Raw genomic sequence first — 25,321 nt, forward strand, 5'->3', positions numbered from 1 at the left:
CAATTCGGAGATAGCTACCGATGATATCTACGCTTCCGAAATTAAAGAAGCTGTGGGCCTTGGGTTTGTAGCCCGGTTTTCTCAAGATAATACCTTTTGACCGCAACTTGCTGTTACCAGAGAGCAATTGGTATCTTTAGTTTGGGAATCCTTTCAAGGAATACAAGGTGCTAATATCACCTTTCCTAGCCATGTTTCTATCCGTCCCTATAGCGAGGTTGATATTTCCCGCTGGAGTGCCGGAAAACTTCTATTTGCGCGGGACAACAAGATAGTTAACGGCTATCAAGATGGAACTTTTAAACCTACGCAGCCCGTCACTCGCGCTGAATTGATGGCGGTGCGCCGTCGAGTGGCGAAATTTGGTTTGTCGGCGGGAATGCAGCCAAATTTAGTTGCTAAAGAGCCGTCTAAAACTTTTTCAGACATTCAGAATTATTGGGCTGCTTCTATTATTACTCAAATGTCTTCTTATTGTTCTGTTGCTGCCGCTATTAAGGAAATTGGGCTCGGTTTGTTTTCGAGAATTCTGCAAAGCGCAATTACGCGGCGGCGGCTACTTTACGGATGCTGAAATGCGTCAAGGCTTAGGATCGCGAATTAAATAACTTACAATTTTAATTGTTATTGTGGGATGGGCGTCCCGCCCATCCCACTTTCAAGAGTGGAAGTTATTTAATTCTCATTCCTTAGTAGGGCCAAGTAGATACCCGACAACTTTGGCGAAGTCGGGTATCTGAGTATTCTGTTTTTTTTAGCTTGACATTTTACGCTACACCATAATCAGTATACGGTCGTTTGTATGGGGGGTGCAATCCCAAAACAATATCCTCCCTCGGTACTCCCATTGCAACTAATTCCTCCGCAGGATTTTGCTCTGTCAAATTTTGCTGAAGCCAGATTTTTCCATCTTTGATGTCAATGTGAATGATGGTTTGATAAATCCGGGTTAAGTGTTCCCAGCCGACATTCATCCACTGATAATGATCTCGTTCTGTGTCTAAGATTAGTTGCACTTCGACTTCATCATCAGAAACATCTTCTTCGGCATAACGGCTCATTAATGTCTGAACGTATTGACGATATTGAGCTAGCTTGTCCATTGCACAATTACCTCATTTGTTGGTTAATATATTATATGTTGTAATCTTTTCCAGAACGGGCAAGATGCCCGTTCCACAATAAAATCAAGTTTTGTGGAACGGGCATCTTGCCCGTTCCTAAACAAGTAATGGAGAAGGGTGCAAGATATCAGTTAATCAGGACTAAAGTCCTCAAGACAAACCACTTCGTAATCAGGACTTGAGTCCTCGTCATATCGTTTACTTGGGTTTCTTCTTAGATGGCTTTTTAGGAGTTTTCTGGACGGGGATAATTTCTTGTTCTTGCAAGATGACATCTTCTGTTAATTTGCATAAGTCGTTCAAGGAAAGTTTTTGTTGCGATTCAAGTTCGTTTAGCAAGTTTGAAGCTGTTTCTAATATTTGTTTTCCCTGTCTGGCTTGAATAGTAGTTTTATTTTCGATCGCATCTAGCAACACAAAAATCGAAACTGTTTGCCAAATATCTAAATCGTCGCCGACGACAGCACACTCTGAGACAATTTTGCCGTTTTGTGGGGAGTGAATTCCTAAGCCGGAATCTTGAATTAACGGCTGGATTTCTGCTATACTTAAATCCGCAAGGTCAGTAATTTTATGTTCTAGCGAAACTAAATCTGCTAAATCTGGCAAGTTGACCGATTCTGCGGCTAAAGCATCGAACTTGAAGGTAAGAGTTTGATTCAGCGGATCGGAAATGGCATAAAGTGATTGAATTTGCGATCGACTAACCGCACCTTTCTCGAAAAAATTTCTACCTTGGGGGGCAATCGCAATTTTCCCATTTTCAGCCACCTCCAAGCTTTCCAAACTAACCAGAGTCGCCGCCGTAGTCTTCACAAAAATCTCGTCCAACCCCAGCAAATCCGCCAATTCCTTCAAAGTTGGCGCAGGTTGAAACTCAACACCCGCCCGCAAAATGAACTCTTCCAACACGTTAAACTCGCGCGGTTCGCTAACCGCCACCTCCAGCGGAGTTTGGCGGATTGCGAAGCGGAATTGACGCGCCGCCAACACAGACAAACCCGGATTTTGTTGCTCAATTTGTTCGGCTAGCGAACTTAAATTCGAGTCTATTGGTTTAGTTGAGGACGCTAGAAACATCTACAAAACCTCCGCAGTGACGCACCGTTTTTGAAACTTCCTGATACATTTTTCCCACTGTACCTGTTTGTTGGGTAAATAAATCGTGGCAGCCGACAACTACCAGCAATTCTTGAGCGCGGGAAAATGCCACATTCACCCGTTCCGGTTCCTTAGCAAATCCAATATCGCCCCTAACATTATTGCACACTGTGCTAACAATAATTACAGGTCTTTCCATGCCTTGAAATATGTCAACCGTACCAGTACGGATGCTCAAAGCAGGGAATCTTTCTCCTTCGATTCTATCTTTAATTGCATTTAATTGAGCAGCATAAAAAGTGATAATTCCGATTTCTTTCGGTGGTTCACCATCGGCAACTTTGGGCTGCCAAGCTGTCTCCATTTGTTCGCACAAACGCTCGATCAGGTCAATTTCCTTGACATTCAACCGCGAAGTACCCTGTTTTTCCTCTTCAAACCCTTGTGCCACGGGGGTTTTCACCCACAGAATGTGATTATTCTCCTGAATGATTCTACCTGCGAGGTTGTGGGCGCGTTTAGTGTCTGCTTCCTGAATGCCACAGTTGAGCTTTTGCTGGTAAAACTGATTGATTGCGCCCATGATTTGTGGGTGCATTCGGTATTGAGTTGTCAGCATTTTTTTGATGCTGTCGCTGGCCGTTTCAAACAATACTTTGAACAAAGATTCTTTTATGAAGCTAAGTTCGTCTCCGGTACAACCGATGTCTTCGGCAATATCGTCGATCGTACTTTGATTAAACATCGGCGGCAATTGTCGGTGATCGCCCACTAATACTAACTTTCTGCCTTTCAAAGCGGGAATTAACAACTCTGGCGGAGTGCATTTACTAACTTCGTCAATGATGACAGCATCAAAGCTGGGAAAGTTTTTAGTAAAATCGAAACTAGCAGCTTGCACGCAAGTAATGCCGATCACGTTGGCATTGTCAATATAAATTTGCTTTAAATCGTTGCGGTCTTTTTCTGATGGATTGCGGAGTTTTTGAATCCAATCTGTTACAAAGTTTTGAGAGCGATTTAGTGCTGTTTCTTCTTGTTCTAATTTCCGCTGCCAAGTTTTGAATAAACGGTTAATTTTGTTCAGAAAAGTTACACTAAATAATCCTGTATTGGGAACTTCTGGCTGGTATTGAGCGGGGATAGTTTGCCATGCTGACTCCCACCAATTTCTTTCAACAAGTAATGCTGCTGTCGGTTGTTGCTGTTGTAGTTGAGCGTTAATTTCGCTCAACTCTGCTTGAAGTTCGGCGAGTTGCTGCTGGGAAGTTGCAGCCGCAATTTGCAGCGGGGATAAATGCTCGTCAAGAGTGTTTTTGATTGTCTCCAAAACCCCAAAAGGATCTAAGTCAGCAATGGATTTTTCAAGCTGAATTAGGCTTGCTTTCCAAGCCTCAACTTGCTTGAGAAACTGCTGCGGTTGCTCCCAAATATTCGATTTTTGGGCGAGATATTGTTCGGCTAAAATTCGCAACTTTTCAGGTACATTGGGCTGTTGGACAATTGCTTGCAACAAATTAGTAACTTCGCTAATTTTTAAGTTGGCCTCTTGCTGCGCTGTTTCTACCTGAAGTTTAGCGGCGGATATTTGCTGCTGGCTTAATGTTTGACCGATTTTATCTAATAATTGTTGCTGTTTGATAAGCTGCTGTTCGGTTTCGGTTTTCAGGGGAACCACGCACTGACGGGCATTGGCGAGGATACTGTGCAGCAATTCTTTGACTAGGCGATCGAAGGTAGCCTGGATCTGATTTGGCTGCAAGGATTGACTGTAAAATTGTTGAATGCTAGCTAAGAAAGTCGCTGCTTTTTCGATGATAAATTTGCGCTGACTTTGGCTGACTTGGGAGTAGCTGGCGAAGTCTTTGGCTAGTTGCTGCCACTGTGTACGATCGCCCGCAGAGAGCACGATCGGCGTTTGACTCAAATTTAGGTGCAAAAACTCGCTAAACCGGAACTGTTGCCCTTGTATATCCTTAAAACCTGCGCTTTCTTCGTGGGATATCGCCTTTTGCAACCGATCCAAATCGGGCAAATTGATTTTGCATTTGGGCGGCACGATCGGCAATTTGAGCGATCGGGCAATTTTCAGCAATCCTGCAGGCAATTCTACCATATCATCCGTGAGCATTGCGCCCGTTTCCCAGCAATTTTTCACGACTTCATAAAGTCCCGTATCTGCCGTCTCAATCCACTGTGCAACGGCGACGACAACGGCTGCAATTTCGGCTTTTCGCAGTTCCAAATTCTTGATTTTCTGTTCGAGATTTTGGCGGTGTGTCTGATTTTGCCGATCGCCCAATTCGAGTTGATTCACAGCATCCGACATCTGCCGCGACACCCGCAAAGACTCTGCAACCGCCGACATAGCGTGACAAACATCATCAGCGCGATCGAATGCCGTCTTAAATTCCGATATTTGCGCTGCTACAGTTTCCTGAAGCCAAACCGCCATCCCAAACGCGCCACAAGCAGGGCGATCGAACCCTATTTGAATAGCATTGCTAGCGGCAATCCGAACCTTTGCCATAAAGTTTTCTACTAAAACATTGCCTTCTGAATAGGGTTTTAGTCTGGGCATAAACTCAGCCACTTCTGGAGATTCCCAGTTGACATTAGGCGCATCCAGCAGATTTGACAACCCACTAACTAGAGATTCAATCTCGCTTTTTTTGGTTAAATTCCGTTCATAATCTGCTGCTTGCTGGCTGCACTTTTCCTCAATATTTGCTTTACTGTCGTGCAGGTGTTTTAGTTCATTAAAAAAATCTCTCTCTGCGGCACAGTAGGCGGTAAATCGATCTGAATCTGCCACCAACTGCCGCAAAGATTTGACATTAGTCAGGCGCTGCGAGAGCTTTTCTTCGCAGTCAGTCGCCGTATTTTGCAGCCAAGTGCCGATCGCATTTTCCTCCAAAAACGGCTGCCCTTCTTCCTGCACTTTATGAGCTTTTCCCTTTCGCAAAGCCCGAATCGCCGGATTGTGCACTAACCGACTCAAAGCATTGTCTACAGCCAAATTAGCCTGAGAAGCAATCAGAGTTTTGCCGCCCTGACGAGCAATTTGATAGCAAATCTCCGCAATCACAGTTGTTTTGCCCGTTCCCGGCGGCCCTTGAATCAAAATTAAATCCCGCGCCGAAAGCACCGTTTCTACTGCAGCAAGTTGGTCCTCATTAGCATTGCGATTTAATAAGTTTTCCCGCTCCAATTTAATAATTTTTTCGGGCTTTCTCGCCTGAGAAGAGTCGAATAAAAACTCACTCAAATAGGGATTTTGAGCGCGGCCATCTGTCAACATTTTTAAAGCTTTTTTCTTGCGTTCGATCTGACTGATATCGCCAGCCGCCTCAAAATACAAGAATCCTTGTTTGGGCATTTGATATCTGCCACCCGCCATGCGAGATCCTAAATCAACATCTAACTTAATCCGTAATTTACTATGTTCAAAGTCAACTTCAGCGATGCTACCCAATGTCTCTCCATCGCGGCTGCTTCTGCTTCCGGGCGGCGAATCAAACAGGATAATTTCTTCATTTCTGGCTTTTTTCAGCCTTTCGCGAAAGTCGCCCAATTCTAAGGAATTTTCCTCATAGCCGTCAAGAGTTGCGGAATTACGCTCAATTTCAAAAGTGACGATTTTGAAGCCGGAACCGTAATTGTGTCCTCGGAAAGGTACACAAAATTGACGCGCTTCCGCAATGCGTTTTTCTACATTTAAAAAAGTATGCCAAACTTTTAGTTGTTCGGTAGTTGGTATGTGTCTGTCGTCCCAAAATGGCATTTGTTGGACGCGGGCGATCGACTTTGCAGGAATTGGCGATCTACTGTTAGCCAAAAGTCGCAACTGAACCGGCAAAGAATACCCATCTTTCCTCCCTCTGGGAACCGCCACCAAACCAGCATCCAGCAGTTTTAAACCGCCAATTCCGTCTTCACAGCGTACAGTTGCTAACAACCGCAAAGTGCGATCGGCTTTTTGCAACAATTGGGGTAATTCAAAATCATCTCCATCCGTAGCAAGGAGTAATTCCCAGATTTCTTCTTCAGAAAATCTCTCATTTACCTTTTGGCGACGCACGTAGAAAAGATTGTGCGATTTGCCAGCTATCTCCGACATCAGAATTTCCGCACGCTCTCTACATTCCCAATCGCAATATTTCCCTAAAGTCGCTTCTCCTTCTATATCGCGAATAAACTTATTAATTGTGCGATCGCCACTAAATTTATATCCCCAATCTTCTGTTACTAAAGATGGCATATTTTGATGTTAGATTTTAGATTTTAGATTGGATTTAAGATTAGCACATCGGAACTTGTGCCGACAGAACCGCCACATCCCAAAAAAGATGAAGGTGTGCAATGCACACCCTACGACCATCGCAAATTACCGTACAGGCAACGGGCGATCGAATTAAACTGTTTAGAATCAAAAGGGCGAACGATGGGACTTGAACCCACGAATGGTGGTACCACAAACCACTGCCTTAACCACTTGGCTACGCTCGCCGTATCAGTTTTAACTATAGCATCAGATCTCAGCACAAGTCTAGGGGTAAGGCAAAAATATTTTGAAATATTTTTGAGCGTCCCTGAACCGGACAGATCGATTGTGCCTTAAATTCCAGGCACAGTAAGAGTTTAGCACAATTTTCGCTCTGTGCGATCGGCCTGTGCGATCGGCAATTATCTCGCCCCCAGCACTCAATCGATTTTAGATTTTAGATTTTAGATTTTAGAATTGAAGCATTGACCCCACGGATAAATTCGGGGGCTCCTTTATCGGATACAGGTTTTTTATGTCTCCACGGATGAACCACGTGGCGGGTATCCTGGATGCTTTCGGTCATGGGGCCTAGGTTCGGTAGCTTTGGCAGCGTCCCGATTCGATCCCGCGCATTAAAATAGCCTTATCAGCCCAGGCGCATCTACATTTTACAGTCCTGTTTGATAAAACTCACCTCTGGCACCATTTTTAAGAACAGGCAAGATGCCTGTTCCACAAAGAAGGAATTTATTTTAGGGTGGGCTCTTCTAGCCCGCCCCTAAAAGCCTGATTGAGAATGGTGCAACATCTCAGATGAAATGCTTGTGGGGTTTCCCGCCCGCCCGAAAAATACAACGCAAGAAGCCGGACAGCTTATCCCACACTGCATGAGTTATCAACCATCCCTCTTGTCTCTCTTCTCTCTTCCCTCTTCCTTCGCGCAGCTTCGCGTCTTCGCGGTTCGTTTAAAAAAAAGTCTTCTGTGCAATCTAAAATCTAAAATCTAAAATCTAAAATCGATATGAGCTACTGTGTGAACCCTGAATGTCAAAATCCTCAAAACTCCAACGCCGCACAATTTTGCTTAAACTGCGGCTTTAACCTGGTGCTGAGACAGCGATATCGCCCGATTGAACTTTTAGGTAGAGGCGGATTTGGTAAAACTTTCCTAGCAATTGATGAAGACATCCCATCTCTACCCCCCTGTGCAGTCAAGCAATTTTATTTTTACGACCGTGATCCCGAAATTTTCAACAAAGCCGTTGAATTATTTCGGCAAGAAGCAGTCCGTTTAGACGAACTCGGAAAACACCCGCAAATCCCCACATTATTAGCGGGATTTGAACAAGAAGGTCATATTTATTTAGTTCAAGAGTTTATAGACGGGCCGACTCTTAAACAAGAATTAGACAAGAGTGTCTACGATGAAAATCAAATTTGGCAACTGCTGCAAGACTTATTGCCGGTGCTGCAATTTATCCATGAGAAGCGCGTCATTCACCGGGACATCAAACCTGAAAATATTATCCGCCGCCAATCGGACAACAAACTCGTATTGATCGATTTCGGCATTGCCAAACTGCTGACTGATTCAGCAATACTCCGTTCAGCAACGCTCATCGGCAGTCAAGATTATGTAGCTCCCGAACAAATGCGCGGCAAAGTATTTCCTGCTAGCGACCTTTACAGTTTAGGTGTTACTTGCATTCGCCTAATGACGCAAGTTCCTCCCTTGGATATGTACGACTGCAACCACGAGCGCTGGTGGTGGCGCGAGTTTCTCCCCAAAGCCACGAGTATTAGCGACGAGTTAGGCGAAATTTTAGATAAATTGTTGCAAACTCGTCTCTCTCAGCGCTACAGTTTTGCTACGGAAGTTTTGCAAGATATCCAAGCAGCTTTAGATCTTCGCCATCAAAATTTGCTTTCGCCCAAAAAGCCGATCGCTCCTGCTCTTAATAATAGCGACAACTCTGCCGATATCAACGCGCTACAAACTCCTGATTCTCCGATTTTACCCACAAATGCCGTAGCCAATTCCGCAGAAACTTTTCCCTTATCTGTTACTTCAAATACTTCAAATCTCGATCCAACCCTAATTTCTGCACGGGGAATTAATTATACCAAACTGCGAGATTTTTTGTCAAACAAAAAGTGGAAAGAAGCCGATCGCGAAACTTGGGGCTTGATGTGTCAATCTCTTTCTCAGCCACCGGGTACTCAGCTAGAAATTAGCCAAATTTACCAGCTACCCTGCGAAGATTTGCAAACAGTCGATCGCCTTTGGTTGCGCTACAGTCAAGGTCGGTTTGGCTTCAGCGTCCAAAAACAGATTTATGAAAGCGTTAAGGGAGACTATATCAGATTTTGCGATCGGGTCAACTGGCAAACCTACAATTCTGCTACTACTTTAGGGCAGATTAAATTTAGTCAGCAAGCACCAATCGGACACCTCCCCTCTCGCAGTTGGGTTGGCGGCATTCAGTGGCTGCGACACCTCGATGCCCTATCAGCAAAATTAACCGAGTGCGACAATAATCCTGCTCCTAAATTGTAATTCGGTCTACCGACTCACTAAGTATAATTTCATATTTAAACTCTACCGGAAAGCAGAGAAATTTGTTGAGCTAGATGTATCCATCGACCGAGGCTCGGTGCGATCGCTTGTCGCACAATGGATGCTGAAGGTGAACACAGCTACAAGTCTGCAATCCTCAGACTGTAGCAACAGAATTAAAGAGAGGTATCAATCCATGTTTTTTCACAAAAAACAATTAATGGCTGCGGTGACTGTAGACCAACCCAACCCCCGTTTTGCCCAATTGCTGCTAGAACAGTTTGGCGGAGCAACCGGAGAACTGACAGCAGCTCTGCAATACTGGGTGCAGTCTTTTCACTGTGAAGATGCAGGGATTAAGGATATGCTCCAAGATATTGCAATAGAAGAATTCAGCCACTTAGAAATGGTGGGTCAACTCATAGAAATGCACACCAAAAACGTTGACCAAACAGAAGCTTACAAAAGCACTTTGTTTGCGGTGCGTGGCGTAGGCCCACACTTGTTGGACAGCCAAGGTCAAGCTTGGACGGCAGCTTATGTCAACGAAGGCGGCGATGTGGTGCGCGATTTGCGTGCTAATATCGGTGCGGAAGCAGGAGCCCGCCAAACCTACGAAGAGTTGATTAAACTAGCACCGGATATGGGAACCAAAAAGACGTTGCAGTTTCTGCTGACTCGCGAAATTTCTCACACTCAAATGTTCATGAAAGCTCTGGAAGCGCTGGGCAAACTCACCGATCCGATGTTCGGCAATATTCCGCCAGATTCCACTGTGGATCTCTACTTTAACTTGTCCACAAATGGCAAGGATGAACGCGGGCCGTGGAACTCGGAACCTACTTTCCAATACATTGCCGATCCCGCTCCAAAAGCTTAATTTGAGAGTTGTTTAGCTTGTGGGACTTAGAAGATTTAAGCCCTGTATTAAGTGATTTTTAAGCCGCGCACCTGACAAAAGAAGGTGCGCGGCTTAGAAGATTTAAGCCCTGTGTTGAGTAATTTCCAAGCCGGGTACTTTGCTTTAGTTCTTAGAGGTGCGTGACTCGGAAGCTTCAGGTTGAGGGTTGAGTATTTTTCAAGTCACGCGCCCTACGGTGTTATAATTATTTGAAATCCGTATCGAACATTAACATCCAATCTATATTGAAATTGCGATCGACCTATTTATTAGTCTCTCACGGCAGCCGCGACCCCAGACCTCAACTAGCTTTGGAAAACCTCGGTCAACTGCTGTCTCAAAATTTGGCTGACTCCTTCCCAGCAGTAGCAACCGCCACCTTAGAACTCGGCCCCGCACCGCTGCACGAACAAATTTGCAGTTTTGGCGAACGTACCCTGTCGCTGGGACTGACAGAATTGCAAATCCTGCCTGTATTTTTATTGCCGGGAGTTCACGTCGCCGAAGACATACCGGCAGAGGTGGAAATTGCCCAAAAAACTTTTGGTGACAAGCTAAAAATTTCATTGCGCCCGCATTTAGGTTCCCAGGAAGCAGGCTTAACAAAATTGGTAAAAAGTCAGATGGAAGAGGTGGCTTTTCTCCCCAATCTGCTATTGCCAAAATGGATTTTATTATCTCACGGCAGCCGCCGCCCCGGAGGTAACTCGACAGTTGAGGAAATCGCCAGCAAACTAGGCGCACAGACAGCTTATTGGTCGGTAAAGCCGAGTTTGGAAGAGCAAATTGAGAGTTTGGTTCGTGGTGGACAGCAGCAAATAGGGATTGTGCCATACTTCTTATTTAATGGAGGAATTACAGATGCGATCGCCAAAAATGTCGCACAGCTAAAGCAGCAATTTCCTGCGACGGAACTTCATCTGGCAAATCCTCTAGGCCCAAGTGTACAATTAGCAGACTTAATTGGGAATTTAATTCAAAAATGAACCGCAGAGGCACAGAAGAGGTAAAGGAAGCAAGAAAAATGTCTTTAGGAAAAGTGTATTTAGTAGGTGCGGGGCCCGGAGATCCGGGTTTGATGACCTTGAAGGGAAAAGCTTTGTTAGAGTGCGCGGATGTGGTGATTTACGACGCTTTAGTCAGCCCTCAAATTTTGGCAGCAATCAACCCCGAAGCAGAACGAATTGATGCCGGAAAACGCAAAGGGCGTCACTCGTTAATGCAGGACGAAACAACTCAGTTAATGATAGAAAAAGCTGGAGATAATGCGATCGTAGTTCGTCTCAAAGGCGGCGATCCGTTTATCTTCGGCCGCGGTGGCGAAGAAATGGAAGAGTTGGTAAAAGCTGGAGTGTCTGTAGAAGTCGTGCCCGGTGTAACTTCTGGGATTGCGGCCCCTGCTTATGCGGGAATTCCTTTAACACATCGAGCTTACAGTTCCTCTGTCACCTTTGTCACCGGTCACGAATCGGCGGGAAAATATCGACCGGAGGTAAATTGGCAGGCGATCGCCCGTGGCTCCGAAACCATTGTAGTATACATGGGAATCCACAATTTGCCTTACATTATCGGCCAGTTAACAGCAGCAGAATTAAGTGCAGAAACGCCCATAGCGTTAGTGCGCTGGGGAACGCGGCCGGAACAAGAAGAATTGATCGGGACTTTGGGTACAATTGTAGAGCAAGTTGAGGCGATCGGATTTGCAGCACCTGCGATCGCGGTAATCGGAAATGTCGTCAATTTGCACTCGATATTGTCTGGCTGTCGGCCCGTTTCTCAGACTGTAGAATAAGCGCAGAAATTGCCCCTAAATCCTCGTAGGGTGCGCCGGGCAGCGCACCTTACTGCTAAATCTTTTTTGGCGATTAGTTATGCTCGCCAACAACTAACAACCAACCACTAACTAATGACTGATGACTGATGACTAATGACTAATGACTAATGACTAATGACTTAACGCGCCACCTGCCGCATATACTCCCCCCACAACTGAGCGGCATTTGCACTACCTCCCCCAGTCGGAGAATTATCATCATTTCCCAACCAAACTCCTGTCACCAGTTGCTGACTCGGAATATAACCGACAAACCACAAATCTCTATTATCATTAGTCGTACCTGTTTTTCCAGCTTCTCCCAACCCCAAAGCAGCACTGCTACCCGTACCTCCCCGCACCACACCTTGCAGCATATCAGTCATCGTATCCGCTACGCCTTCAGAAACTAACTGCCGATTGGCAATGCCATCTTTCTGATAGTCATAAATCACCCGGCAACTGTTAAAATCATTTCGATCTTTGCAATCGCTGCTGTCAATAATTCGCTTGATTACGTGGGGGCGATTTCCCAAACCCCGGTTCGCCAAAACCCCGAATGCACCAGTTAATTGCAATACGTTAACTTCACTTTCACCTAATACTAAACCCGGGTTAGAACGCAGTTCAGAAGTAATTCCCAAACGTCTGGCCATTCCCACTACATTGTCTAAACCGACATCTTGTGCTATTCTCAAAGCAACTGCATTTTCCGACTGTGCTAAACCCCGATACATATCAGCAGTACCGCTGGTTCTTTCGCAGCCGCTGTAACTTTGTCCGCCCCAAGAAAGGGGGGCGCAAGAATAAGTTTTATCGGGTGAGATTCCCCGTTCCAGGGCGGCTGCATAGCTGAAAATCTTAAATGTAGAACCGGGCTGTCTCAAAGCTTGGGTAGCCCGATTAAACTGACTTTTTAAGTAATCTACGCCCCCAACTAAAGCTAAGACTTCCCCGGTTGTACTATTGAGAGTTACCACGGCTCCTTGAGAAAAACCTGCACTTACTCCGGCATTTTCAACAGCATTTCTGAGGGAAGCTTCCGCCACTTTTTGCAGGCCGGGATTCAAACCTGTTTCTACAATAAAATTGCCTTCTCTGGCTAACTGCTCCCCCAGCAAAAACTCCAATTCGTCAAATACATAACTGTAGAAATAAGGAGCGATCGTACTTTGCAGATATTGGCGGGCTTTAGGATTGATCTCAATTCGCGATCGCCTCGCGCGATCGGCTTCTTCCTGAGAAATCGTCCCCAGGGCCCGCATCCGTTCGATCACTCGATCGCGATACTGTACCGCCAACTGATAATTTTGAATCGGATTAAAACTGTTTGGAGCCGGCAAAATGCCAGCCAAAGTTGCCGCCTCTGACAAAGTTAAATCCTTCGCAGACTTCCCAAAATAAAACCGAGCCGCATCCTCAAAACCGTAAAGATCAATTCCCAAAAACACGCGATTCAAATAAGTCAGCAACAGCTCGTCTTTGCTGTAATAATTCTCCAGTTTCAAGGCAACTACAGCTTCCCGTAACTTGCGTCCTGCCGAATCTTGAGTTCCCACATAATCTCGAAACAAACTCCTAGCTAACTGCTGCGTCACAGTGCTGCCGCCTTCGCGAATTCCTCCCCCGCGAACATTAGTCAAAAGCGCGCGCAAAACTCCGATCGGATCTACCCCCAAATGCCAATTGTAGCGGCTGTCTTCCGAAGCAAGTACCGCCTTGGATAAATAAGGCGAAAAATCCTGCAATTGCTTTAATTCTAAGTGAGCGTTATTCTGAGGAGGACGCAGCGGAGTTTGCCCATCGCGGGCGTAAACAATCACGGGGCCATTGATACTTCTCGGCAGAGGCCGCACTTGAAACTTTGTGGATTCCATGCCTACCAACACGGCAATCAAAGCGGTGATTCCGCTGACGCCGTAAAAGCTGTAACGCACAAGTTGCAAATACCAAGGCGGCGGATATACGAATTGAATTCTAACAGCGGCAGCTAGTTCCGGCGGCCCTAAAGTAAACACGTCTCCGTGACGCAGGGACATACTTTTAACTCGCCTTTTGCCGCTGTAAATGCCGTTGGTGGAGTCTTCATCTTTGATCACAAAAGGAGTCCGCCGCCGACTATCCCGCGACAGGGATAAGTGCACGTGACTGACAACGGGATTGCGAACTACAATATCTGAAGATTTGGACGATCGACCTAACAAATATCGATCGCCCAACAGCGGATAAACCTCAGCTTTAGCTGCACCCGCATCCTGCACCCACAGTTCGGGTACTTTGGCATTAGGTTTCAGCGCTAGCTGGTTAAAATTAACCTTAGCAATAGTCTGGACTGCTTGGGTAATCGCACCCAAGACGGTTTGAGGTTTGCGGGGCGGCGGCGGTGGGGTCATATTTCGCTGTGCACTACGATCGAGCGATCGGCTCTTGCACCATTCTACTCGCAACTTTTGGCTAATTTCACGATCTGCCCACACTCTCTTAGCGATCGTCGGCTAGTGGCGATCAATTTTGGAGTTATTGGTGAACCCGCAAGGCGAGCAGTTTCTTGAGCAAATCTCCACCCAACCACCAAAAATCCCGATATCACCAGAAAATTAAATTATCATAAACTTGCCCAAATCTCCACACTTTCGATAACAGTTATCCCAGATTTACCAACAAACTTCGCATAATTAAAACCCCCCTTTTTCAAGGGGGGTTAAAAGCCAAAAATCAGCTTGATTCTCCTTACATCGAAGAACCCAAACCGGCATAAGCACCGTAGAAGAAAAGACTCACAATGCTGAGAACACCGAGGCCTGCAACAGTAGCTACCAGCCACAAAGGAATTCTGCCACTTTCACTAAACATAGCCATCACCTCACTAATTTACAGCTAAACAAATTCGATGGAACTATCGAAAGCCAACTCAGACACCAGTTAATTAAAGAAATAACTGGAAAACAAAATACCCAAAACAAAAATCAGCAACAAACCCAGATACAAAGAAGTCCGGTTTAACTCAACAGGCTGCTCGTTGGGATTAGGAACGCGCTCAGGCATTGTAAACTCCTATCGTTGAATAAATTGCATTGCTGCGATCGCGCCCAAAAAGAAAATTGTTGGGACACCTAAAGTATGAACTGCCAACCACCGCACCGTAAAAATCGGATACGAAATTGGCTCATTATTTGGGGTTCTGCTCGTCATTTTTCCAAATCCTTGTTAAATTACTTGGCAATGAACTGATCTACTTGTTTCTTAGCTTCAAAGCGATCCGAGATAATCGGCACTTCTTCCCGCTGCGGTGTGAAATATTGGTTAGGGCGAGGAGTTCCGAAAGCATCGTAAGCCAAACCCGTTTGCACAAACAGCCATCCAGCAATAAACAAAGCCGGAATGGTGATGCTGTGAATTACCCAATAACGGATACTTGTAATAATGTCCCCAAACGGACGTTCTCCAGTTGTACCAGCCATTTAGAATCCTCCTTTCAACAACAAATCGACAGACAATCTCTATTACTATTCTACTATCAAGCAGCTTGCGCTGAACCTTGATATTTAAGTAGAGTACCGCTTGCGCCGATCACAAATCCGCGATCGGGGCCCATAAAGACAATCCTGTAAAAATTAGCGGGAACATCTTCTACTTCGCGGTCTTTTAGCCAAGTTTTCCCGCCGTCCAAACTGCACAGCAAATTGCCGCCGCCGCCGGCTACCCAAACTTCATTATCAGTCCGGTAAGCCATGTCCAGCAAACCCCAACTCGCCTTGCGATCGGGAAAAAACGGTTTTCCCCAACCTTCAGGATTGGACGGGTCGCTAAACTGAATTTGACCACCACGGGCGAGCATCCACAAACGCCCATCCTTGGTAAAGCCCATATTTTGCAGGCGGCGAGAACTATTGCGGTTGTGAGGTTCCCAAGCTTCTTGTCCGGGTTTCCACACCGAGTAGAAATTGCCCTTCGAGGAAACCGCAACATACTGCCCGTCTTCAGAACGGTTGATATTGCGAACTACCCCAAAAGAATCCTGCACGACAGCTTTCCAATTTTTGCCGCCGTCGGAAGTCCGGTAAATCGCCCCGACATCGGTCGTCATCTCGGCGGAATTCGGGCCCAAAGCGGCGATCGTACTCGGAGAACCGGGCAACTGAGAGCTCAAAGCAATCCGCGTCCAAGACTTGCCCTCATCTTCTGTATGGAGCAAAACAGAAGGCTGGCCGACAATCCAGCCTTCGGAACCTGAAAAACTCACCGATGCAAAACGCGACCTCGGATCGTCGATATCCAGTCCTACAGACTTCCAGCTAGTGCCACCGTCAAGGGTTTCGAGCAAAGTCGCCTCAGAACCCACAACCCAGCCGTGCTGAGGATTGCCTGTAAAGGCAATATCCTGCAAATTAGCTTCCGTCGGCAAGGAAATCACTTGCCAGGGGTTGTAACTCACAGCACCGATGGTGCTGCAACTCGTACAGATGAGCGCAGCCGCCAATAACATTACAATTCGTTGCCAAAATCTCACAATCGTTTTACTGCAAACCATACATACTAAGTAACAACAAGAAACCAACGACCAAGCCGCCAAAAATCAGCAAACTTTTCTGACCTTCGGTCATGCCGTTGACACCGACACCGTAGCGCTGATTTGCCTTAAATCCCGATACCCCTTCCATCTGACCGAGATTTTGAAACATCGACTTGCGCGCCCCGCAAACGGGACAGACCCAAGTCGGGGTCACATCTGTAAAAGCAGTGCCAGGGGCAATTGCATTTTTAGGATCGCCCTTTTTAGGATTGTAGACGTAGCCGCAGGCTCGGCACTCGTGCCGATCGAGGGTATTAGTCTCCGTGGCTCGATCGCTCATAAATCCAAAATTATGGGTCAGCTAATCGTGAAGTACCTCAACTAAACTTCGTTCGAGTTGGCGCTTCCAACTAAAACTCATATTAGGACGGTCTTATTCGTCTTCGAGGTTTCCCGTCTCAACCGCCGATGCCACGTTAGGGACACCACTTGGGTGTTCGACACAAAGCGTCGATGATGGTCTTACTTAGCGTCCACAGGCAGCCACCCGTCTTCCACAGGCAGTTACAATATTAGAATATACATTAAAAATTATTGCAGAAGATGGAGGATTAATCTCAACCAACTCGTAATTTTAGCTACCCAAAATCTATATAATGTAACAGACAAGTTACAGAACCCTTTCACCTAGGCAGTAATTATTCACCGTGTTTGCACTCAGCGGCTACGAGTATTTCTTAGGCTTCCTGTTAATTTCCAGCCTAGTCCCTATCCTCGCCCTCACGGCGTCTAAGGTTCTGCGGCCCAAAAGTCGTCCCTACGACCGGCGCACTACCTACGAATCCGGCGTCGAGCCGATCGGCGGAGCCTGGATTCAGTTCAACATCCGATATTATATGTTCGCCTTAGTCTTCGTCATCTTCGACGTAGAGACGGTCTTCCTCTATCCTTGGGCGGTTGCTTTCAACCAGCTAGGACTGTTGGCTTTCATCGAAGCCTTGTTTTTTATCACGATCCTCGTTATTGCTCTTGTCTATGCATGGCGCAAAGGAGCCTTGGAATGGTCTTAAGTTCTGACAAATCACAAAAAGCGCTGATTAACCCAGTCGATCGCCCGGAAGTCACATCGCAACTCTCAGAGAACGTCATCCTGACAACAGTGGATGACCTCTACAATTGGGCGAGACTTTCCAGCCTGTGGCCGCTGCTTTTCGGCACCGCCTGCTGCTTCATCGAATTTGCAGCTTTGATCGGATCGCGCTTTGACTTCGACAGATTCGGCTTAGTACCGCGATCGAGTCCCCGGCAAGCCGACTTGATCATCACGGCCGGCACAATTACCATGAAGTACGCCCCCATCTTAGTGCGGCTTTACGAACAAATGCCGGAACCCAAATACGTCATCGCAATGGGCGCCTGCACCATCACCGGCGGAATGTTCAGCGTAGACTCCCCCACAGCAGTCAGAGGCGTTGACAAACTGATTCCCGTAGATGTGTACATCCCCGGCTGTCCCCCCCGCCCAGAAGCGATTATTGACGCAATTATCAAACTGCGGAAAAAAATCGCCAACAATTCCATGCAAGAACGGGCCAATTTGCTGCCCACCCACCGCTACTACACCAGACCCCACAAGATGAAAGTAGTAGACGACATTTTGGACGGCAAATATTTGTCAATTCCCGGCCGGATGGCGCCGCCGAAAGAATTGACCGAAGCAATGGGAATGCCAGTACCGCCGGCTTTGCTTGCAGGACAAAAACAGGAGGTAAACCGTGGCTGAACAAGAATCTGCAATTGTTGAAGCCGGGAAGGTTTCCCAGTGGTTGACTCAGAATGGCTTTGAACACGAAGCTTTAGCGGCCGATAATTTGGGCGTGGAGATATTAAAGGTCGATCGGGACTTCTTAATTCCGATGTCAACAGCACTGTATGCCTACGGGTTTAATTATATGCAGTGCCAGTGCGCCTACGACCAAGGGCCGGGAGAAGATTTAGTCAGCGTCTACCACTTGGCTAAGCTGACAGATAATGCTTCCCATCCCGAAGAAGTCCGCGTCAAAGTATTCATTCCCCGCGAAGATCCCAGAGTGCCATCAGTCTACTGGATTTGGAAAGCAGCCGACTTTCAAGAGCGGGAATCCTACGATATGTACGGCATAGTCTATGAAGGACATCCGAATCTGAAACGGATTTTGATGAACGAAGATTGGGTAGGCTGGCCACTGCGGAAGGATTACATTTCCCCTGATTTCTACGAATTGCAAGACGCTTATTAAGGGAGTTTTGCGAGGGCGGGTTTAGAGCATAAAATTTGACTTTTGGGGTTAAGTTTTATGCTAAACTCGCCCTCTATTTTTTTGCGAACTTGGATTTTTTAACCGCAGATGCACGCAGATTAACGCAGATAAGTACAAATAAGATTAAGGAAAGTAAGTAGTTCCTATAGATTCATAAGTGATGTTAGGAAAATTTTGTAACAACATCTTTCGTTGTTCATGAGATAAGTTTTTAAATTTATCAGTTACTACAGTGTAAGCTGCACAAAAACCAGGCATACCAAGCAACTCAGCAGTAAGCCCTTGAAAAAATTCCGGTGAGAGATTGGTCAATCTTGAAATATCATCAAGCCATGTTGTAAAATTTTGTCCGTGAAGATGTACTTTTAAATCTAAATCTAATCTTATCTCTCTTTCAAGCAAGCCAATTAAAAGTCGAATAATAATTGATTTTTGAGATGAAGGATACCACTGAGGAATCTCGATATAAGATTCTTTCATGAGGTTTAATAATATTATTTCCACAGACATTGCTTGTGCTTCAAGAAACAAAAACTCGTTGGGAGCTAATATGTTAGACCACTTTTTATCATAAGCTTGCATTTGCCAAATATGCACAGAATCGTGAATGATATGCCATACAAAGAACTGCGATGGTCTAAAAATTCCTGGATCGACTAAGGTGGGACAATCTAGGAAGCGCCAGCACCGCCATACCTCTAAACTCCAGTCAGCAACTCTCAGTTTAGGAGAAGCATATAAAGTTTCGCGAGTTGGTAAGTAGTCTTGGAGGTATCTATCAGCTACCTCCGTAAACCATTCATCATAAGCCCTTGTGTACAACGAAGAAACTTGTAAACTCCAATCGTTTGGAATGGTATCTGATTCAACTTCCCTCTTCAAATTGTCATTGAGATTATTTTGAGAGCAACCTAAAAATTCACAAATTTCTTCAACTCTAGAGGATATTAGATTATGAGAATTAATTTGTCTTTCAACAGTATTCAAGTCGATACAACTAGCTACCTGTGGATGAAATTGAATACTTGCTGCAATTTTGATACAACGCTCAGACATCTCTTGATGCCGACCGTAATTTAGCAGGAGATTAGCTGCTTTTTCAAGTTTTCGGGATGCTGCTTCACCTCCAAATTCACCGCAAATTAAAGAGAAAATTTCTAGAAAGCCTTCAAGATTATCAAACTGTTGATTTAGTAAAGAAGTGACTGCTTCATCATAGAAGGCTTTTGCTGTCCACGCGCCATGACCAACTTTTGAATATTTTTCAATATACTTTTCCATGTTTTTATGGTGGTTGTTTTTATCGGTAAGTAAAAGTGTTGGTATTTGACTAATTCATGCGAATTCTCAGAAGTAATCTGTTAGAATCTAAAAATGACGATCGACCGTGTAGCATCCTATGGTTATCTACAAAAATTGCTTCTCCATTATTAAGTAACAAACTAGAGCGATATCGACTTCTGTGAATCAAATTATTAAAAGCTTTAAGCTTTTTATCAAAATATTTGACATGGCTGCGATTAATTAATTGTAATCCAGTCTTTAAAGTGTCATATCTGTAGCGAATCAGGGGAATATTTGAAATCAAACTCGAATAAATATACTCCGTTTTGTCTTGTATCTGAAATATAGTTGGTACTGCAATCGGAAATTTTTCTTGGCAAGCAAAGTCGATCAGTTGTCTTCCGAAATTACTTTGGCTTAATTCATTTAAAACAAGTTGAAAATCCAGTAATAGAGTTTCTCCCCCTGCACACTCAGCTTGACGAAAAACAAGTAATGCCATATATTTTTCAGGCAGATTCCTGTATTGAGAATCTGTGTGTAATGGAGCAGCTTTGTTATGTTCAGAAAAAGTCTTAATTAGAGAATTTGATGATTTAGGCTGGATTTCCCATACAAAATCAGATTGACCAAAATTATGAGGTACTAAAGTACCAACATGAGAGGAAAGTTTTGTAAAAAAGAGCTTTGCAGAAATCAAATCATAAAACTCGGATTCTAAGCCCTGCAAAATTAGAAAACCGTGTAAATCGACATATTCTCTTATCCATAGACCCACAGCCCCAATAGAACCCCGCCTTTTAAGCAAATGCTCATACTCAAATTTATGCTTTGCAGCAGACATACTACAGCGCTCTAGATTAAATTTATTCAATTTTTATTGTTTCCCATGCTGTACCAATTGAAAAGCGGAAAAAGACGGATTATATTGAATTTTTGTAAAGGGCGGAAAAAGAATGAAAAAGACGGATAAAGTCGGTTATAATAACTAATGTCCTCCCACATCCCGAATAATGCAGGTTCGCGAGGTATTGCAATTTGTGGACAAAGTTGTCTACGCGAAGACAGGCCAACATCTCAATGACTTGCAGCGCGGAATTATCGAGGGAACGTTGAAGCGCCAAAAGTATCCTGATATTGCAGAAAATTGCGGTTGTTCAGCGGGTCACGCTAAGGATGTAGGTTACGAGCTTTTGCAAATGTTATCTGATGTCTTTGATGAACCAGTGGATAAAAAAAATCTTAAATCCGTCCTAGAGCGTCAAGGTAATCTGACTATTTCTTTTGGCGATCGAAGTAAAAGTATTAGAAGTATCAATAGTAATATAATTGGGTGCTTAAACGTTAGTTCTGAGCAACCAGTTGCTACCCAAAACGAAAGTCAGTCTCAAACTTCTGACTTTCAGCGCGTTAAGAGTAAAGCTAGGATTGAAGCTGTTGCTAAATTACGGCAGTTTGGATTGAGCGACGAACAAATTGCCGAGGTGCTAGAACTACCTTTGGATGTGGTTAAGCAGGTGAATTGGCAGGAGTAAATCTGGTGCAGTAATAAAGCTATATGCAAACTTGATGAGTTCCCACGATCGCAAAACCAAACTAGAATACGGGGATTTTCAGACACCGCTGGAATTAGCCGAGATGGTGTGTCGGAAATTGATAGAACTTGATGTTAACCCCAAAGTCATCATTGAGCCAACTTGCGGGATAGGTAATTTCATTAAAGCTGCTGCAAATTCGTTTCCATCCGCCAGCAAGATTATCGGGGTTGAAATCAATCAAAGTTATTTAAGAGAATTAAGAGCTAAGCATGAATTGTTACAGGATGAAAGATGTGAGGTTAAGCACGGAGATTTTTTTGAGTTTGACTGGACATCATTAATTAACCAATTTAATCATAGGGTGCTGGTACTGGGCAACTTTCCTTGGGTAACAAACTCACAACAAGGAACTATTGGCAGTGAAAACTTGCCGAAAAAAAGTAATTTTCAAAAGCACACGGGCTTAGATGCACTAACAGGTAAAAGTAACTTCGATATCTCAGAATGGATGCTGATCCAGGCGATACAATGGTTGCAAAATCGTGACGCCACTCTGGCAATGCTTTGCAAGACTTCCGTTGCCAGAAAGTTATTGAGTTACATTAATTCAAAAAAACTTAATCTCGCTAGCTGTGCAACTTACACAATAGATGCTAAAAAGTATTTTGGTGCAAATGTGGATGCCTGTTTGTTGTACTGCAAGTTTGACTCAAGCTCACAAAACTACTTCTGCGATGTATTTAACAGTTTACAAAGTTCAGAATGCCACCGAATCGGCTATCAAAAAAATCTCCTGATTAAGGATATAGATTCTTTCAATAAATTGAGTAATTTATATGCTGTAAATTCAGGAACGAAATGGCGATCTGGCGTCAAGCACGACTGTTCTGGCGTGATGGAGTTTCGGAAAATTGATAATTTGTTTGTCAATGGATTTGGGGAAGCTGTCGAGCTTGAGGAAACTTATCTATTTCCGCTACTTAAAGGATCTGATGTTGCTCAAAATCGCATTAACGCTACCGATCGATATATCCTAGTTACTCAAAAATTCATCGGTGAATCTACGGAAAATATCAAAAATATAGCTCCTCAAACCGGACGTTATCTAGAGAAGTGCGGGCAATATCTAGATAATCGGAAAAGCAAAATTTATCAAAATAACCCTCGATTTTCGATTTTTGGAGTAGGTGATTATAGCTTCCAACCGTGGAAAATTGCGATTTGCGGGCTTTATAAAAAATTGGATTTTAGGTTAATCGGTGAAATAGCTAATAAACCTGCAATCTTCGATGATACTGTTTACTTTCTCAGCTTTGACAGCGAGAGAGTTGCACGTCAAACTTTTGAGCTTTTGAATTCACCGGCGGCAATTAACTTTTATTCATCAATGGTATTTTGGGATGAAAAGCGCCCGATCAAATCCAGCATTTTAAATTGTCTGAATCTGGCATTCCTGGCAGATTGGGAATATTTAACCGCAGATGCACGCAGATAAACGCAGATGAGTACACAGGAATTACTGATCAAAAGCAAAGAAACCGGGTTTTTGACCGTTTATGCGGGTGTAACGAAGTATTTCGCAAAAAAACCCGGTTTCTGACTACTCGTGCCTCAGCCTGATAAACGTAAAATATTGTTTACGGTTCTTGCTCAATGATTAAACCGCAAAAAACACAGAGGATACAAAGTCAGAGTCAGAGAATGAGAGAGATGAATAATTTCGATGCCAATGGATTTGAGATCGGAACATTTGTCATAGCAATCCGCGATAGCGAATAAATACCAACATCACCGCCCACGATCCTAATGCGACTTTGACTGCAACCAGGATATTGAGCAAGGGGAGAATGCCACCGCTGAAAAGTGTGCCTAACTCTCCGTGCGGTAACTCATATCCTGACAGAGTGATAACGGACAATACAATGAAAACAAGTACCGAAACTTTCTCCAAAGTCGCGGCGTGCCAGCGCTGGTAGATTTCTTGCATCCACTGCGGTGATGAGGTAATCGCCACCAAGCCGATCGCAGTTCCCCCCGCTACACCCGCCGCAAAACCACCGCCTGGACTTAAATGCCCGCGAATTGCTAGTTCGATACCCACCAAGGCGGCAATCGTCGCTCCCAATCGCGCCAAAATAATCGATGGTTGATCGGTAAACTGATATATGGCGCAGGACGGCTGTTCATTGGCTAGCATAAAACTTGCACCCAAGATGGCGATCGTAAATACCACAACTTCAAAGATCGTGTCGTACAGCCGATTTCGCAAAATGATACCGGAAACCGCATTGGGTACTCCACTATCTTGAACAACCAATTCGACGATCGAACTTTGCTGCGATAAGTCCATTGTTGGATTGGCGATTAGCAGCATTTTGATAAACAGCGCTATCCCTGATAAAAAGTAAACCCACTTCATCAATGTTTGTCCTCTGCGTCTGGTGTATTTACATAGGTTAGGGTTGTCCCCGGTGATGAAAGTTCGGTTTGCATGATGTCGTAGACACGCCGAACTCTGATTGCGGTGTTATAAAGTTGCGCTTCGCCGCTGTGTTCCAATTGGCTTTGTGGCGCACAAGCTGCATGAACTTCTTTTTCCCTCAGCGCCCGCTGCAATGCCTGTGCACTCGCATAGGGAACGAGTTCCAGGCGCATATGGCGTTTCTCAAAAACTGTGCGGATGTCATCTATCAGTTGCTTAAAATCACCTGCGGTTTTGTCGTTTGGTATAGCCTCGCCCTCTGTCCCCTCTTCGATTACACCCAGACGCAGCACGAGGGATGAACGCACCGTCACTGCATAAAGTGTAATCGCGAGTAGAGTACCCATCAAGGCTTCGGTCAAGCCCACATCCCCCGCGCCTAAAATTGTATACACCAAGGCGGCGATCGCTCCCAATACTCCCCGCAGTAGCAAAGCGTGGTATGGATTGACCTGAAATACCACCATACCAGCAGCTAAGGGTAGCAGAGCGACTAGGACATAAATGTAGCTATTATCGTTCATAGTTAGTCCCTGTTTTGGAACAATAGGCCAACACATATCCCAGCATTGTGTTCCAGGTTGCTAAGCAAATGATCGCCAGAATCAGCAGGGGCCATTTACTGGGTATTTTCAGCAGCAATCCGACGACTATCGCGATCGAACCCAGCGTATCTGCTACCGAAAGACTGTGCAGTTTATATAAAACCGATCGCTTCCCAAGTAGGAAAGAAGTACCCCAAAACCAGAAAAAAATCCCTATACCGATGCAGGTATAGCTCAATACATCTATTACGATCATGCTTCACTGATACGTTTGATTATATGTGCCAACAACATCAATCCAGCATTACCCACACTGAGGATAATCGCCGCCACCACACCGATCATCCAATCATCGCGCCAGACGGATATGACGAGAGCGATGATTGCCGCCTTGGTCGAAATACTGGCAAAGGCCAACATTGTCTGCCAGATATCATGATCTTTCCATACCTCGTACATGGGTATGAGCAGAGCCAAAATCATCGCAATTAGAATCAAGTTGTTCAAGTTGTTCAATTGTGTGCACTCCTGATTTTTCTTACTTAATATCGGGGCGGGCTCGCGTGCCCAACCCCCTACACCCCACAAGAAACTCTTGAGAATAGTGCAACTTAATAGACCTCTGCCATAATTGTTGTGGAACAGGCATCCTGCCTGTTCTTGACGGGCTGTTTCGCGGGTGGGGGCGGGTTTATTTAACCTGTCTGCAATCTTTAAAGCTATTGGTGAACCAGCCCCTACAGATTCTTGAGAATGATTCAATATCGAGCGTGTAAATAAACTTGGGTATGTCACAAAATGTAAAGTATCGTAACCCCTGCGATAGAGCACTTTTACTAACTGCGGACATACTTACGTATTTTATCGCCGATCTACTTATTTATTTCTCCCTTCTC

The 25,321-nt window shown here is 44.8% G+C and carries 26 protein-coding genes and 1 tRNA gene; 10 read left to right on the forward strand and 17 right to left on the reverse strand.

Features of this window, described 5'->3' with window-relative positions:
• The first annotated feature begins 127 nt into the window (after positions 1 to 127).
• Complete coding sequence (locus QUB24_RS13290) at positions 128 to 574, forward strand: S-layer homology domain-containing protein (protein WP_333153619.1); 447 nt, start codon at positions 128 to 130, stop codon at positions 572 to 574.
• Between the two features lie 193 nt (positions 575 to 767).
• Here the strand turns inward: QUB24_RS13290 and QUB24_RS13295 are convergent, their stop codons facing one another.
• The 4 genes from QUB24_RS13295 to QUB24_RS13310 form a co-directional block, all read right to left on the reverse strand.
• Positions 768 to 1,103 carry a XisI protein gene (locus QUB24_RS13295; RefSeq protein ID WP_333153620.1) on the reverse strand — a complete coding sequence of 112 codons (336 nt, stop codon included), beginning with the start codon at positions 1,101 to 1,103 and terminating at the stop codon, positions 768 to 770.
• A gap of 219 nt (positions 1,104 to 1,322) precedes the next feature.
• On the reverse strand, positions 1,323 to 2,204 hold the full coding sequence (locus tag QUB24_RS13300) for a hypothetical protein (RefSeq protein WP_333153622.1): 882 nt from the start codon (positions 2,202 to 2,204) through the stop codon (positions 1,323 to 1,325).
• The gene (locus QUB24_RS13305; protein WP_333153623.1) at positions 2,182 to 6,486 is read right to left on the reverse strand and encodes an AAA domain-containing protein; all 4,305 of its coding nucleotides are present in this window, start codon (positions 6,484 to 6,486) and stop codon (positions 2,182 to 2,184) included. The genes QUB24_RS13300 and QUB24_RS13305 overlap by 23 nt, the downstream gene beginning before the upstream one ends.
• A gap of 175 nt (positions 6,487 to 6,661) precedes the next feature.
• A tRNA-His gene (locus QUB24_RS13310) sits at positions 6,662 to 6,734 on the reverse strand.
• A 779-nt stretch (positions 6,735 to 7,513) separates the two neighbouring features.
• Between QUB24_RS13310 and QUB24_RS13315 the strand changes: the two genes are divergently transcribed.
• The 4 genes from QUB24_RS13315 to cobA all read left to right on the forward strand — a co-directional run bounded on the left by QUB24_RS13315 (position 7,514) and on the right by cobA (position 11,742).
• Entirely contained in the window at positions 7,514 to 9,049 is a 1,536-nt protein-coding gene (locus tag QUB24_RS13315) for a serine/threonine-protein kinase (protein ID WP_333153624.1), read from the forward strand.
• A gap of 196 nt (positions 9,050 to 9,245) precedes the next feature.
• Positions 9,246 to 9,929, forward strand: a complete 684-nt coding sequence (locus QUB24_RS13320; RefSeq protein WP_333084545.1) for a manganese catalase family protein — start codon at positions 9,246 to 9,248, stop codon at positions 9,927 to 9,929.
• Positions 9,930 to 10,201: 272 nt separating this feature from the next.
• Entirely contained in the window at positions 10,202 to 10,936 is a 735-nt protein-coding gene (locus tag QUB24_RS13325) for a sirohydrochlorin chelatase (protein WP_333153723.1), read from the forward strand.
• On the forward strand, positions 10,933 to 11,742 hold the full coding sequence (gene cobA / locus QUB24_RS13330; RefSeq protein WP_333153625.1) for a uroporphyrinogen-III C-methyltransferase: 810 nt from the start codon (positions 10,933 to 10,935) through the stop codon (positions 11,740 to 11,742). The genes QUB24_RS13325 and cobA overlap by 4 nt, the downstream gene beginning before the upstream one ends.
• A gap of 161 nt (positions 11,743 to 11,903) precedes the next feature.
• Here the strand turns inward: cobA and QUB24_RS13335 are convergent, their stop codons facing one another.
• The 7 genes from QUB24_RS13335 to QUB24_RS13365 all read right to left on the reverse strand — a co-directional run bounded on the left by QUB24_RS13335 (position 11,904) and on the right by QUB24_RS13365 (position 16,616).
• On the reverse strand, positions 11,904 to 14,156 hold the full coding sequence (locus tag QUB24_RS13335; protein WP_333153724.1) for a transglycosylase domain-containing protein: 2,253 nt from the start codon (positions 14,154 to 14,156) through the stop codon (positions 11,904 to 11,906).
• A 337-nt stretch (positions 14,157 to 14,493) separates the two neighbouring features.
• The gene (locus tag QUB24_RS13340) at positions 14,494 to 14,616 is read right to left on the reverse strand and encodes a photosystem II reaction center protein J (protein WP_006635506.1); all 123 of its coding nucleotides are present in this window, start codon (positions 14,614 to 14,616) and stop codon (positions 14,494 to 14,496) included.
• A 69-nt stretch (positions 14,617 to 14,685) separates the two neighbouring features.
• On the reverse strand, positions 14,686 to 14,808 hold the full coding sequence (locus tag QUB24_RS13345) for a photosystem II reaction center protein L (RefSeq protein WP_015176850.1): 123 nt from the start codon (positions 14,806 to 14,808) through the stop codon (positions 14,686 to 14,688).
• Positions 14,809 to 14,817: 9 nt separating this feature from the next.
• The gene (gene psbF, locus QUB24_RS13350; protein ID WP_006635504.1) at positions 14,818 to 14,955 is read right to left on the reverse strand and encodes a cytochrome b559 subunit beta; all 138 of its coding nucleotides are present in this window, start codon (positions 14,953 to 14,955) and stop codon (positions 14,818 to 14,820) included.
• Between the two features lie 20 nt (positions 14,956 to 14,975).
• Positions 14,976 to 15,224: a cytochrome b559 subunit alpha gene (gene psbE / locus QUB24_RS13355; protein ID WP_006635503.1), complete on the reverse strand. Its 249-nt coding sequence runs from the start codon at positions 15,222 to 15,224 to the stop codon at positions 14,976 to 14,978.
• A 56-nt stretch (positions 15,225 to 15,280) separates the two neighbouring features.
• Complete coding sequence (locus QUB24_RS13360) at positions 15,281 to 16,294, reverse strand: photosynthesis system II assembly factor Ycf48 (protein WP_333153627.1); 1,014 nt, start codon at positions 16,292 to 16,294, stop codon at positions 15,281 to 15,283.
• On the reverse strand, positions 16,281 to 16,616 hold the full coding sequence (locus QUB24_RS13365) for a rubredoxin (RefSeq protein ID WP_333052113.1): 336 nt from the start codon (positions 16,614 to 16,616) through the stop codon (positions 16,281 to 16,283). The genes QUB24_RS13360 and QUB24_RS13365 overlap by 14 nt, the downstream gene beginning before the upstream one ends.
• 367 nt (positions 16,617 to 16,983) lie before the next feature.
• Here QUB24_RS13365 and ndhC point away from each other — a divergent pair, with 367 nt between their 5' ends.
• From ndhC to QUB24_RS13380, 3 genes are read left to right on the forward strand one after another with little or no spacing between them, the layout of a single operon-like run.
• Positions 16,984 to 17,346, forward strand: a complete 363-nt coding sequence (ndhC, locus tag QUB24_RS13370) for a photosynthetic/respiratory NAD(P)H-quinone oxidoreductase subunit C (protein WP_006635500.1) — start codon at positions 16,984 to 16,986, stop codon at positions 17,344 to 17,346.
• Entirely contained in the window at positions 17,337 to 18,059 is a 723-nt protein-coding gene (gene ndhK / locus QUB24_RS13375) for a photosynthetic/respiratory NAD(P)H-quinone oxidoreductase subunit K (protein ID WP_333153628.1), read from the forward strand. Before ndhC ends, ndhK begins: the two co-directional genes overlap by 10 nt.
• Positions 18,052 to 18,555: an NAD(P)H-quinone oxidoreductase subunit J gene (locus tag QUB24_RS13380; RefSeq protein ID WP_333033861.1), complete on the forward strand. Its 504-nt coding sequence runs from the start codon at positions 18,052 to 18,054 to the stop codon at positions 18,553 to 18,555. Before ndhK ends, QUB24_RS13380 begins: the two co-directional genes overlap by 8 nt.
• Before the next feature lie 144 nt (positions 18,556 to 18,699).
• Here QUB24_RS13380 and QUB24_RS13385 read toward each other — a convergent pair whose 3' ends face one another.
• Together QUB24_RS13385 and QUB24_RS13390 are read right to left on the reverse strand one after the other, a co-directional pair.
• Positions 18,700 to 19,857, reverse strand: coding sequence for a hypothetical protein (locus QUB24_RS13385; protein ID WP_333153629.1), 1,158 nt, complete (start codon positions 19,855 to 19,857; stop codon positions 18,700 to 18,702).
• 49 nt (positions 19,858 to 19,906) lie between these two features.
• On the reverse strand, positions 19,907 to 20,704 hold the full coding sequence (locus QUB24_RS13390) for a TauD/TfdA family dioxygenase (protein ID WP_333153630.1): 798 nt from the start codon (positions 20,702 to 20,704) through the stop codon (positions 19,907 to 19,909).
• A 169-nt stretch (positions 20,705 to 20,873) separates the two neighbouring features.
• Between QUB24_RS13390 and QUB24_RS13395 the strand changes: the two genes are divergently transcribed.
• Positions 20,874 to 21,395, forward strand: a complete 522-nt coding sequence (locus QUB24_RS13395; RefSeq protein ID WP_333153632.1) for a hypothetical protein — start codon at positions 20,874 to 20,876, stop codon at positions 21,393 to 21,395.
• Between the two features lie 34 nt (positions 21,396 to 21,429).
• A complete protein-coding gene (locus QUB24_RS13400) occupies positions 21,430 to 22,893 on the forward strand; it encodes a class I SAM-dependent methyltransferase (protein ID WP_333153633.1) in 1,464 nt (487 codons plus the stop codon).
• Positions 22,894 to 23,151: 258 nt separating this feature from the next.
• On the opposite strand, the gene QUB24_RS13405 is transcribed toward QUB24_RS13400, so the two are convergent.
• From QUB24_RS13405 to QUB24_RS13420, 4 genes are read right to left on the reverse strand one after another with little or no spacing between them, the layout of a single operon-like run.
• Positions 23,152 to 23,817, reverse strand: coding sequence for a Na(+)/H(+) antiporter subunit B (locus QUB24_RS13405; protein WP_333153635.1), 666 nt, complete (start codon positions 23,815 to 23,817; stop codon positions 23,152 to 23,154).
• On the reverse strand, positions 23,817 to 24,404 hold the full coding sequence (locus QUB24_RS13410) for a DUF4040 domain-containing protein (RefSeq protein ID WP_333153636.1): 588 nt from the start codon (positions 24,402 to 24,404) through the stop codon (positions 23,817 to 23,819). Before QUB24_RS13410 ends, QUB24_RS13405 begins: the two co-directional genes overlap by 1 nt.
• Positions 24,394 to 24,681: a monovalent cation/H(+) antiporter subunit G gene (locus QUB24_RS13415; RefSeq protein ID WP_333153637.1), complete on the reverse strand. Its 288-nt coding sequence runs from the start codon at positions 24,679 to 24,681 to the stop codon at positions 24,394 to 24,396. Before QUB24_RS13415 ends, QUB24_RS13410 begins: the two co-directional genes overlap by 11 nt.
• Entirely contained in the window at positions 24,678 to 24,908 is a 231-nt protein-coding gene (locus QUB24_RS13420; RefSeq protein WP_041622563.1) for a hypothetical protein, read from the reverse strand. The genes QUB24_RS13415 and QUB24_RS13420 overlap by 4 nt, the downstream gene beginning before the upstream one ends.
• Between the last annotated feature and the right edge of the window lie 413 nt (positions 24,909 to 25,321).

The organism is Microcoleus sp. B9-D4 (assembly GCF_036705105.1).
Lineage (GTDB): Bacteria > Cyanobacteriota > Cyanobacteriia > Cyanobacteriales > Microcoleaceae > Microcoleus.

What these genes read in the sequence shown, in the direction of transcription:
- QUB24_RS13335 (WP_333153724.1), bottom strand. Translation starts at nt 14,156, where the DNA reads ATGACCCCACCGCCGCCGCCCCGCAAACCTCAAACCGTCTTGGGTGCG.
- QUB24_RS13415 (WP_333153637.1), bottom strand. Translation starts at nt 24,681, where the DNA reads ATGATCGTAATAGATGTATTGAGCTATACCTGCATCGGTATAGGGATT.
- QUB24_RS13340 (WP_006635506.1), bottom strand. Translation starts at nt 14,616, where the DNA reads ATGTTTAGTGAAAGTGGCAGAATTCCTTTGTGGCTGGTAGCTACTGTT.
- QUB24_RS13365 (WP_333052113.1), bottom strand. Translation starts at nt 16,616, where the DNA reads ATGAGCGATCGAGCCACGGAGACTAATACCCTCGATCGGCACGAGTGC.
- QUB24_RS13315 (WP_333153624.1), top strand. Translation starts at nt 7,514, where the DNA reads ATGAGCTACTGTGTGAACCCTGAATGTCAAAATCCTCAAAACTCCAAC.
- QUB24_RS13345 (WP_015176850.1), bottom strand. Translation starts at nt 14,808, where the DNA reads ATGCCTGAGCGCGTTCCTAATCCCAACGAGCAGCCTGTTGAGTTAAAC.
- QUB24_RS13300 (WP_333153622.1), bottom strand. Translation starts at nt 2,204, where the DNA reads ATGTTTCTAGCGTCCTCAACTAAACCAATAGACTCGAATTTAAGTTCG.
- QUB24_RS13395 (WP_333153632.1), top strand. Translation starts at nt 20,874, where the DNA reads ATGCAGGTTCGCGAGGTATTGCAATTTGTGGACAAAGTTGTCTACGCG.
- QUB24_RS13390 (WP_333153630.1), bottom strand. Translation starts at nt 20,704, where the DNA reads ATGTCTGCTGCAAAGCATAAATTTGAGTATGAGCATTTGCTTAAAAGG.
- psbE (WP_006635503.1), bottom strand. Translation starts at nt 15,224, where the DNA reads ATGGCTGGTACAACTGGAGAACGTCCGTTTGGGGACATTATTACAAGT.
- QUB24_RS13295 (WP_333153620.1), bottom strand. Translation starts at nt 1,103, where the DNA reads ATGGACAAGCTAGCTCAATATCGTCAATACGTTCAGACATTAATGAGC.
- QUB24_RS13385 (WP_333153629.1), bottom strand. Translation starts at nt 19,857, where the DNA reads ATGGAAAAGTATATTGAAAAATATTCAAAAGTTGGTCATGGCGCGTGG.
- QUB24_RS13320 (WP_333084545.1), top strand. Translation starts at nt 9,246, where the DNA reads ATGTTTTTTCACAAAAAACAATTAATGGCTGCGGTGACTGTAGACCAA.
- QUB24_RS13405 (WP_333153635.1), bottom strand. Translation starts at nt 23,817, where the DNA reads ATGAAGTGGGTTTACTTTTTATCAGGGATAGCGCTGTTTATCAAAATG.
- QUB24_RS13420 (WP_041622563.1), bottom strand. Translation starts at nt 24,908, where the DNA reads ATGATTTTGGCTCTGCTCATACCCATGTACGAGGTATGGAAAGATCAT.
- cobA (WP_333153625.1), top strand. Translation starts at nt 10,933, where the DNA reads ATGAACCGCAGAGGCACAGAAGAGGTAAAGGAAGCAAGAAAAATGTCT.
- QUB24_RS13410 (WP_333153636.1), bottom strand. Translation starts at nt 24,404, where the DNA reads ATGAACGATAATAGCTACATTTATGTCCTAGTCGCTCTGCTACCCTTA.
- psbF (WP_006635504.1), bottom strand. Translation starts at nt 14,955, where the DNA reads ATGACGAGCAGAACCCCAAATAATGAGCCAATTTCGTATCCGATTTTT.
- ndhK (WP_333153628.1), top strand. Translation starts at nt 17,337, where the DNA reads ATGGTCTTAAGTTCTGACAAATCACAAAAAGCGCTGATTAACCCAGTC.
- QUB24_RS13400 (WP_333153633.1), top strand. Translation starts at nt 21,430, where the DNA reads ATGAGTTCCCACGATCGCAAAACCAAACTAGAATACGGGGATTTTCAG.
- QUB24_RS13305 (WP_333153623.1), bottom strand. Translation starts at nt 6,486, where the DNA reads ATGCCATCTTTAGTAACAGAAGATTGGGGATATAAATTTAGTGGCGAT.
- QUB24_RS13360 (WP_333153627.1), bottom strand. Translation starts at nt 16,294, where the DNA reads ATGGTTTGCAGTAAAACGATTGTGAGATTTTGGCAACGAATTGTAATG.